This window comes from Thermohalobacter berrensis (assembly GCF_003609645.1).
Taxonomy (GTDB): Bacteria; Bacillota; Clostridia; order Tissierellales; family Thermohalobacteraceae; genus Thermohalobacter; species Thermohalobacter berrensis.
Window position 1 is genome coordinate 128682 of the sequence record NZ_MCIB01000034.1, and the last position, 8638, is coordinate 137319.

The 8638-nt window shown below is 28.3% G+C and carries 8 protein-coding genes; 7 read left to right on the forward strand and 1 reads right to left on the reverse strand.

The genetic code is table 11. The features are described from left to right. The first annotated feature begins 76 nt into the window (after positions 1 to 76). A complete protein-coding gene (locus BET03_RS13700; RefSeq protein WP_183108833.1) occupies positions 77 to 229 on the forward strand; it encodes a hypothetical protein in 153 nt (50 codons plus the stop codon). A gap of 5 nt (positions 230 to 234) precedes the next feature. Here the strand turns inward: BET03_RS13700 and BET03_RS10700 are convergent, their stop codons facing one another. Beyond that, positions 235 to 1377, reverse strand: coding sequence for a DUF362 domain-containing protein (locus BET03_RS10700; protein ID WP_120170165.1), 1143 nt, complete (start codon positions 1375 to 1377; stop codon positions 235 to 237). A gap of 329 nt (positions 1378 to 1706) precedes the next feature. Between BET03_RS10700 and BET03_RS10705 the strand changes: the two genes are divergently transcribed. The 6 genes from BET03_RS10705 to licT all read left to right on the forward strand — a co-directional run bounded on the left by BET03_RS10705 (position 1707) and on the right by licT (position 8626). Further along, on the forward strand, positions 1707 to 2399 hold the full coding sequence (locus BET03_RS10705) for an ABC transporter ATP-binding protein (RefSeq protein ID WP_120170187.1): 693 nt from the start codon (positions 1707 to 1709) through the stop codon (positions 2397 to 2399). Beyond that, entirely contained in the window at positions 2399 to 4747 is a 2349-nt protein-coding gene (locus tag BET03_RS10710; RefSeq protein WP_120170167.1) for an ABC transporter permease, read from the forward strand. The genes BET03_RS10705 and BET03_RS10710 overlap by 1 nt, the downstream gene beginning before the upstream one ends. Positions 4748 to 4790: 43 nt before the next feature. Then, complete coding sequence (locus BET03_RS10715) at positions 4791 to 6032, forward strand: efflux RND transporter periplasmic adaptor subunit (RefSeq protein ID WP_120170169.1); 1242 nt, start codon at positions 4791 to 4793, stop codon at positions 6030 to 6032. A 16-nt stretch (positions 6033 to 6048) separates the two neighbouring features. Further along, a complete protein-coding gene (locus BET03_RS10720) occupies positions 6049 to 6684 on the forward strand; it encodes a TetR/AcrR family transcriptional regulator (RefSeq protein ID WP_183108834.1) in 636 nt (211 codons plus the stop codon). Between the two features lie 87 nt (positions 6685 to 6771). Beyond that, positions 6772 to 7608 (forward strand): DegV family protein, encoded by an 837-nt coding sequence (locus tag BET03_RS10725; protein ID WP_120170173.1) that lies wholly within the window; start codon positions 6772 to 6774, stop codon positions 7606 to 7608. A gap of 178 nt (positions 7609 to 7786) precedes the next feature. Next, entirely contained in the window at positions 7787 to 8626 is an 840-nt protein-coding gene (gene licT, locus BET03_RS10730) for a BglG family transcription antiterminator LicT (protein ID WP_183108835.1), read from the forward strand. Positions 8627 to 8638 lie beyond the last annotated feature (12 nt).

Here is an 8638-nt window from a genome sequence, read left to right on the forward strand (position 1 = left end):
TTATATAGAAAAATATATATGGGACTTAAGACCTATTTTGTATAGTAAGATATTCCTGGATAAAGGAGTGGAAATTATGGAAGAATACATTAATCTATACGAACTAAAAATTAAAGATATTGAAGATAAATTACAAACTACAGAAAATATTGAAGAAAAAGAAATGTTAGAAAAGTTATTAAAGGGATATAAAGTTACTTATAATTATATGTTAAATACATTAGAATAATAAATTTAAAAACCAAACCTTTTTAAAATCTTTAGTAAGAAAGGTTCACTAACAGATAGTGCTCCAACGGGACATATTTCTTGACAACAACAGCATTTGATACATGTGTTGTGACATATATTTATTCCTTCACTATAGCTGATAGCTTCAGCTGGACACTGTTCTTCACATTTACGGCAATCAATACATTTTTCTTTATCAATAATAAGTTTCTGATTAATTGCATTTCCTATAAGATTACTTAACCTTTTACTTCCTACAAAATTTACAGACCGTAAAGATGGAATTTTAAAATTAGATATCTTACAGTCTTGAATAGAATCACCTTTAACATTTATTTCTGAAAGATTAAGGCCCAAAATACCCATTTCCTTTGCTGCCTTAAACAATGGGAACTCTTTAGGTTTTCTTTTGATAAGTTCTACAACTACTCGATCAAGGGCTAAGCAGTTATCACTAGCCAATATTACATTTGTATTCCTTGCTCTTCCATTTGTAGGGCCATTCCCATCCATACCTATTATTCCATCAAGAATATGTAGTGATGCATCTACAGTTAAGGCTATTTCAATAATTAGTCTTGCAAATGTAACTAAATCCTTACCAGCGGCAAAGTGCCATCTTCCCTTTTGTTTTCCTACAACACAGCCAAATAAATTTTTAGTAGCAAGGGTTATTCCCATTTGCGCATGAGATTTTAACTTTGGAAGATTTATTATTTTATCATAACTGCCTAATTCTTCCGCTAAATATAGTTGTTTAAACTTTCGATTTTCTAAATTACCCTTATTTATATCAGCCAATACCGCCTTCTCAAAGTTTATAAACTTTATATCGTATCCTTTTAATCTCTCATATAATCCCAACTTTTTTGCCACTGTTAATGCACTACCTAGTCCTGGACTATCGCCGATAGCTACTGAACATCCATAATCTAAAAGTATTTCAGCTATAGTAGCAATGAATTCTGGATGTGTAGTAACTGGTCTTTCAGGGGATCTAGCAGTTATGAAATTTGGTTTAAGTAGAACCTTATCGCCTGTTTTAACAAAGGAATCAAATCCACCTATAAGATCTATTAATTTATGAATCTCTTTCTTTAAATTTTTATCATAGGATTTTACCTTTAATAACCCTACAGTTTCCATAGCTTCACCTCTTAACTTATAATTTTATAATTATATGTTATTTTAAAATATAATATCTTTCAAGGTATATTTCTGAAAAACTGGGACGGTTCTGTTTTTTAGAAATGGAAATAAATGGTGAAAAAGAGAACCGTCCCAGTTTGCATAACTTAAGAAAAATGTCGAATAGGTCGAATAGGTGGTAATAGATATTACAAGTGAGAAGTAAAATTATTAAATTGTACATCCATTGACTATGTGGTCAAAAAAGGGGTATAATTAAAATAAAATGACCAAATAGTCAAAGATTTTAGTGATTAGGGGGTGACCAATTGCAGAATAATGCTTTAATGAAAATACGGGATATAAGTAAAGAATATCAAATGGGAGAAGTAAAAGTTAAAGCACTACAAGATGTTTCTTTCGATATACAAGAAGGGGAATTTGTTGTTATACTAGGCCCAAGTGGCTCTGGAAAGAGTACGTTATTAAATATTATTGGTGGAATGGATACACCAGACAATGGAAAAGTTTTTTTAAGGGATTTAGAAATAACTAAGTTTAATGATAAAAAACTTACAAAATACCGAAGGGAGAAAATTGGTTTTGTATTTCAATTTTACAACCTTATGGCTAATCTCACTGCAAAGGAAAATGTTGAACTTGCAACAGAAATATGCAAAGATTCTTTAGATGTTAATCAAGTTTTAGAAGATGTGGGACTTTCAGATAGAAAAAATCATTTTCCTTCCCAAATGAGTGGTGGAGAACAGCAGAGGGTAGCTATAGCTAGAGCAGTAGCAAAAAATCCTTTACTTTTATTATGTGATGAACCTACTGGTGCTTTAGACTATAAAACAGGTATTTCTATTTTATCCCTATTAAATAGGGTAAATAAACAGTACGGGAAAACTGTTGTAGTAATTACACACAATGCAGCAATCGCCAATATGGCCGATAAGGTAGTAAGGATGCGAAGCGGAAAAATTATAAAAATTGAACATAATGATAGTCCTGTAGCACCTGAAAGGATTGAATGGTAATGAAAAAATTAAATTTAAGGTTATTTAGGTTACTAAAAAATTCTAAGGGACAATTTATAGCAGTAACTGCTGTAATTATAATTGGACTACTAATATATACTTCTATGAATATGGCTCATATAAACTTAAAAAGCACTGTTAATTATTATTATGACAAAACAAATTTTTCAGATATTTTTGTTCAGGTAAGTAAGATACCAAAAAAAGAGGTTGACAAACTAAATAAACTTCCACAAATTAATAAGGCTGAAGGAAGAATAGTATATGATGTGCCACTTAAAGTAGATAAAGGGAGAGAAAAGGTAAAAGTAAGGGTTATTTCTATTCCTGAAAATAATCAAGTAAATAGTTTATATATGATAGAAGGACAGGGAATTGAAAATAAAAATAAAGATGTATTAGTTTTAGAACAATTTACAAAAGCAAGGGGACTTAATATTGAAGATAATATAGTTCCACAAATGGGAGGAAAGCAATATAGCTTAAATATTAAGGGAATAGTTGCTAGTCCAGAATATGTCTATTTAATGGAAAACGAGCAGACTCTTCTTCCTCAACCAGATAAGTTTGGAGTTATTTATATTTCTGAAGAATTAGCAATGGACAGTATGGGATTTACCAATAGTTACAATGAAGTAGTAGTAAAGGTTAATCAAGGAACAGATGTAGAAGAAGTAAAGGAGATTCTTGAAAATAGATTAGATAAATTTGGAGTAAAAAGAATATATACAAAGGATGAACAGTTAAGCAATCGTATGATAACAGAAGAAATTGAAGGATTAAAAAAGACATCAAGTTCAGTGCCTTTAGTATTTTTATTTGTTGCAGCAGTAATAATTGCTGTTATACTTTCAAGGATGGTTAAAAATGATAGAACCTCTATAGGAGTTTTAAAGGCTTTAGGTTATAAAAATAGTGATATCATACTTCATTATATGAAATATTCAATCCTTATAGGTCTTGTAGGTTCAATATTTGGAATAACTTTAGGTATACTTTTATCTGGATATATGACTAAAATGTATATACAATTTTTTAATATTCCAATGCTTAGAGTAAAATTCTATTATTCTTATATGATATCTGCAATTTTCATTTCAGTATTATTTTGCATGACTGCTGGATTATGGGGAACTAGAAAAATTTTAAAAATTGTCCCAGCCGAGTCAATGAGACCTGAACCACCAAAATCTGGAACCAGGATTTTTCTAGAGAAAATAGGAGTTATTTGGGATAGATTATCCTTTAGTTGGAAAATGGTCTTTAGGAATATTTTTAGAAACAAAAAGCGATTTATTTTTATAAGTTTTGGGATAGCTTTAACATTTAGTGTAATCTTTTTACCATTAAACTCAATGGATGCAATAGTATCAATCTTTTATGACCATTATGGTGAGTTTCAAACTATGGATTACAATATTACCTTTACAAAGCCATTAAATGAAAGGGTATTAACGGATATTAAAAACATTGTAGATGTTGAAAAAATTGAACCTAAAATAGAGTATCCATTTAGGATTACTAATGGTCATAGAGAAAAGGTAGTAAATATTATAGGATTAAAGGAAAATACCTCTTTTTATAATTTCAATAATATCAAAGACCAAAAGATTAACCTACCTTCAAGTGGAATTATACTTTCAGAAGGGTTAGCAAACTATTTAGACGTTAAAGTAGGTGACATGGTAAAAATAGAAAACTTTATACCTGAAAAAGAAGATATATATATAGAAGTAAAAGATATAGTAAGACAATCATTAGGAATAAATGGTTATATGAATATAGATTATATGAGGGATAAATTAACAGATGAAGAAATGATAACAGGTGTATACCTAGATTCAGATGATAGAGTTAAAATAAAACTTGATGATGCAAAACAAATATCTTCTATTCAGTCTTTGCAGGATATGAGAGAAGTGTTTAACGAATTTTTAGATTTAACAATTTATTCTATAAGTATAACTGTGTTGTTTGGGGGAATTTTAGGATTTGCTATAATATATACTTCTACTTCACTTGGAATATCAGAAAGAAGATTAGAGTTTTCTTCCTTAAGGGTAATGGGATTTTCAAAAAATGATATTTATAATTTGATAACTAGAGAAAATATATTTATGACCATACTTGGAATACTTTTAGGAATTCCATTAGGAAAGTATATGATAGTATTTTTAGAAAAAAATTTTAGTACTGAAATTTATACATTGTATATTAAAACTTCATTATTAACATATGTAGAGACAATCCTATTGACAATTTTCTTTATAGTTTTAGCACAATTAGCTACATTTAAAAAGATAAATAAGTTAGATTTTATTGAGGCATTAAAAAGTAGAATAACATAGAAGGTAGAAAAGTTAAATATTTAATTTGGGAAGGAGAGTTAAAATGAAAAAATATATTGCTATTGGTCTAATACTTGTTTTATTGGGAGTTGGAGCATTCATATATAAAAATTATACTAGTGCAGTAGCAGTAGAAGTCTATGAAGTTGAAAAAGGAAATATTTACGAATATATTGAGGAAACGGCTATTGTAAAACCTAGGGAACATAGAATAATTACAGCCAAAGTTGGAGGTGAGATAGTAAATATTAATAAGGAAGTAGGAGAAAAAGTAAAAAAGGGAGATATTCTTATAGAATTAAATACTGATGAAATAAGCTTACAGATAGATAAGGCAAAGACTAAGTTAGAGGGATTAAAAGCTTCTTATAAAGAAACAATAAAGCCTACAAAAAAAGAAGTAATTAATCAGGCAGAGGCTAAAGTTAGGTCTATAGAAATAAAATTAGAAGAAGCTAAAAGAAGAGCCGAAAATAATAAGAAACTTTATGAAAATGATGTAATAAGTTATGAAGAATATTCTTCAAGTGTAAATGCATTAAAGCAACTTGAAGAGGAATTAAAAATAGCAAAAAATGAACTGGAAATATTGAGAAATGGTGTATCTAGTAATATAAAAAAGCAGCATATTGCTCAAATAAAAGGATTAGAGTATGATATTGAAATGTTAAAAAAGAGGAAAGAAGATTATCTAGTAAAATCACCAATTAGTGGAGAAATTCTTGAGGTTTATTTGAAGGAAGGAGATTTTGTGCAACCAGGGACTAGATTTTTAGAAGTTGGTAGTACAAACAATTTATATCTTCAGGCAGAGGTTCTAGTTGATGAAATAGCAGATATTTCAGAAGGAACAGAAGTACTTATAGTAAGTGATGATTTAGGAATTGAAGCAAAAGGAGCAGTAGAAAAAATTTATCCAAAGGCCTTTAGTAGAATGTCTGAGCTAGGAATAGAGCAAAAAAGAGTAAGGGTTGATATATTAATAAAAGACAAAATATCTGATCTTAGAGTAGGCTATGAACTAGATGTAAACTTTTTAATTAATAAAAAGGAAGATGTTTTATTGTTACCCCAGAGTGCAGTTTTTGAAGATGAAGGAGTTAACTATGTTTTTGTTATTGAGAATGGAAAAGCAAAGTTAAGGGAAGTAGAAATTGGTATAGAAGGTGACGAAGAAATAGAAATAATATCTGGCCTAAAAATGGGAGAAAAGGTTATTGTTTATCCTGAAAAAGATATAGAAGAAGGACTAAAAGTAGAAGAAATAAAGAAAGAAAATAACTAAAGGGAAGGGTGAGAATTTGTATAGTTCCTTTGAAAAACTTCCCAAAGATAAAAAAGAAAAGATAGTAAAAGTATGTATAGAAGAGTTTGGAATCCATGGTTACAAGAAAACTTCTACTAATAAAATTGTAGAAAAAGCAGGTATATCAAAAGGATTATTATTTCATTATTTTGGTAATAAAAAAAATCTATATCTGTATATGATTAATTATGCTGTGCAGTATTTTAGTAAATTATTTAAAAATTTTATTGAAGAAGCACATGAAGATGATATTTTTATTAGACTTAAAAAATGGGGATTGTTTAAGATAAAAGTATTTTCACAAAAACCTAAGATGTATAAATTTTTAACTAAAGCATTTTTATCACCACCAAAAGATTTAGAAAATGAAATTCAACAGATATATCATAAAATATATAGTAATAATATTGATATTTTGGTAAAAGACATAAATGTAGAAAAATTTAGAAATAATATAAATATAGATAAAGCCATAGAATTATTATTGATTTCTTTAGATGGAATTACTAATAAATATCTAAAAGAGTACTTTGGAAATGAAGATAAAATATTATATGATATGGAAAGCATTATAAAGGATTTTGATGAATGTTTAGAAATTTTAAAATGGGGATTTTACGAAAAAAAATGAATAGTTGAAATATTTTTCCTGTTCATATATCATACAATATATAAGTATATTAAAATTTAGTATATGATTTGTTGAAAGGAGAATATGATGAAAATTAAAATAGTTGCTGATAGCGGTTGTGACCTAAATGATGAAATTAAAGAAAAAACTAATATTAAAATTGTACCTTTAACTATACAATTAGATGAAAAAATATATAAAGATAATGAAAAACTAGATATTAATAAATTTATTCAAGATATGAAGAAAAGTCAGAGTTCTCCACGTACCGCCAGTCCATCGCCTTTAGATTTTATAGAACAGTTTAAAGGAGATGAAAGTGTATTTGTTGTTACATTATCCTCAGCTTTAAGTAGTACTTACAATAATGCTTTAATGGCTAAAGAAATGTATAAGGAAAAATTTGAAAACAAGTTTATACATGTATTTGATTCATTAAGTGCTTCCGTTGGAGAAACGTTGGTAAGTTTAAAAATCTTTGAGTTAGCTAAAGAAAATTATGAAAATGCTGAAATAGTTAAAAAAGTTAGTGAGTATATAAAAGAAATGAAAACCTTTTTTATATTAGAATCCCTTGATAACCTAATGAAAGCCGGTAGATTAAGTAAAGTAAAAGGGAAAATTGCTTCAATGTTGTCAATTAAGCCAATTATGGGGAGCAGTGATGAAGGAACAATAAAGCTAGTTGAAAAGGTAAGGGGTTCTAAAAGAGCCTTTAAACGCTTAGTTCAAATAATTGGGGAACAAGGGGAAAAATTAGAGGACAAAATATTAGGAATAGCCCATTGCAATTGTTTAGAAAAGGCTGAAAAAATAAAAAAAGAGGTTTTAAAAAGGTATAATTTTAAAGATATTGTAATTGTTGATATGGCAGGTATTAGTACAGCTTATGCAGAAGAAGGTGGAATAGTTATTGCTTTTTAATAGCCTATAATTTAGCTATAATTGTCGAGGGAATTTTACCCTCGGCTTATTTTTTTCCAAAAATCCTTCTAGTTATGATATTATAAATATGTTGCCAGTAGATAAAGTAATTGTTCTTATGAAAATAATAATTTACGAATATAATAGTTTGATATGTAAATAAGGAGGTGAAATTTTATTGAGGATTAAGAAGGTACTTAATAATAACGCTGTAGTTGTAGAAGAAGCAGGAGAAGAAAAAATTATAATGGGGTTAGGAATAGGTTTTAATAAAAAGAAAAGGCAAAAAGTAGAAGAGAAAAAAATAGAAAAGGTATTTATAATGGATGATAAAAAAGAATATAATCAATTTAAAGAAATGTTAAAGACTGTACCAGAAGAGCATATAAGTGTAGCACAAGAAATTATAGAATATGCTCAAAAAAAGTTAGATACAAAGCTTAATGAACATATTCATATAGCTTTGACAGACCATCTTTCCTTTGCAATTGAGCGATTAGAAAGGAATATCGAAATAACTAATAAATTGTTAAATGAAATAAAAGTATTATACAAAAAAGAATATGAGATAGGTCTCTGGGCTAAAGATCTTATTAAGAAAAGGTTAAACGTAGAAATTCCTGATGATGAAGTAGGATATATTGCTCTTCATATTCATACCGCTACTTTAGATTCAGGTACAATTAATGAAACTATGAATATTACTTCTATGATACAAGATATGGTTGAAATTGTAAACGATTGCTTAAATGTAAATATTGATGAAGAGAGTTTATCTTATCAGCGCCTAGTTACTCACTTGAAATTTGCCCTTCAAAGATTAACAGATGGAGAGGCTTTTCATGACATGGATGATGATGTATTGAATGTAATAAAGGAAAAATATGTTGAATCATTTAAGTGTGCACAAGAAATATCTAAATATTTAAAAGAAGAGACTGGTAAAGAATTTCCTGAAAATGAGCTTGGTTATATAACACTTCATATTCAGAAAATAAATAGAGATAAGACTAGCTAATTTAATATAACT

Excerpts from the sequence above, each read along its gene's own strand:
- BET03_RS13700 (WP_183108833.1), top strand. The coding sequence starts at position 77 with ATGGAAGAATACATTAATCTATACGAACTAAAAATTAAAGATATTGAA.
- BET03_RS10715 (WP_120170169.1), top strand. The coding sequence starts at position 4,791 with ATGAAAAAATATATTGCTATTGGTCTAATACTTGTTTTATTGGGAGTT.
- BET03_RS10705 (WP_120170187.1), top strand. The coding sequence starts at position 1,707 with ATGAAAATACGGGATATAAGTAAAGAATATCAAATGGGAGAAGTAAAA.
- BET03_RS10700 (WP_120170165.1), bottom strand. The coding sequence starts at position 1,377 with ATGGAAACTGTAGGGTTATTAAAGGTAAAATCCTATGATAAAAATTTA.
- BET03_RS10725 (WP_120170173.1), top strand. The coding sequence starts at position 6,772 with ATGAAAATTAAAATAGTTGCTGATAGCGGTTGTGACCTAAATGATGAA.
- BET03_RS10710 (WP_120170167.1), top strand. The coding sequence starts at position 2,399 with ATGAAAAAATTAAATTTAAGGTTATTTAGGTTACTAAAAAATTCTAAG.